At 62.2% G+C, this 844-nt stretch carries 1 protein-coding gene; it reads left to right on the top strand.

The features are described 5' to 3' along the window. Positions 1 to 14: 14 nt before the first annotated feature. Positions 15 to 844, top strand: an 830-nt coding sequence (locus tag EN879_RS37535; RefSeq protein WP_127274791.1) for an LLM class flavin-dependent oxidoreductase, incomplete at its 3' end; no start/stop codon positions are given.

The following is an 844-nucleotide window of genomic DNA, read 5'->3' as shown; positions in this document are numbered from 1 at the left end:
CATAGGAACCCCCGATGGACAACGGCGCCACAATGCATCTTGCCGTTTCGCTCGCCGATCCATCACTCGAGACTGGGTTGGAATTCAGCCGCCTGGCTGGTTTCGTGCAAAAGGCTGAAGCAGCCGGGCTGGACATGGTGCTGCTTGCCGATGCCGCGCCAGCGTCCGAAAGCGAAGCCGCGAACAAACGGATGCCCTTCGAAGCGACGACCTTGCTGGCCGCTCTGGCGACTGTCACAAGCAGGATCGGCTTGGTTGCCGCTGCCTCGACAATTGCCCACCAACCCTACAATCTGGCACGCCGTTTCGCTTCGCTCGACGTTATCAGCCACGGCCGCAGTGGCTGGAACGCAACCATGACGCAAGCGCCACGGGAAGCAGCCAATTTCAGCCGGCCCGAAGGATTTTCGCCTAACGATTTCCGCCGTCGCAGTGAGGAATATATCGGCATCGTGCAAGGTCTGTGGCAGGGCTGGGATGCGGACGCCCTGCTGTTCGACCAGGGCGGCGGCCGCTTCCACGACCCCGAAAAGATGCACCTGCTGGAGCACAAGGGCGAATTCTTTTCCGTGCGCGGACCGCTGAACGTCGCCCGGTCGCCGCAGGATACGCCAGTGCTCGTCTTGTCGGGCCTGCAGGAATCCGACTTCGATATTGCCACTCGCACCGCCGATGTCATCCTGCTGGACGGCGGACTGGTGGAGGGCGCGACCGAACGCTATGACGATATCAGGCGCCGTGTCACGGCGTGCGGACGCGATCCGGATGCTGTGAAAGTGCTGACGAACGTCGCGCTTATCGCCGATAGTAAGCCGGCTGCCGTCGCCGAGAGGCTGGAAAAGGA

The organism is Mesorhizobium sp. M7A.F.Ca.AU.002.02.1.1 (assembly GCF_003998535.1).
In the GTDB taxonomy this organism is placed as follows: domain Bacteria; phylum Pseudomonadota; class Alphaproteobacteria; order Rhizobiales; family Rhizobiaceae; genus Mesorhizobium; species Mesorhizobium ciceri.
Note: the sequence above shows the minus strand (reverse complement) of the source record. Positions and strands in the feature narration are given on the sequence as shown.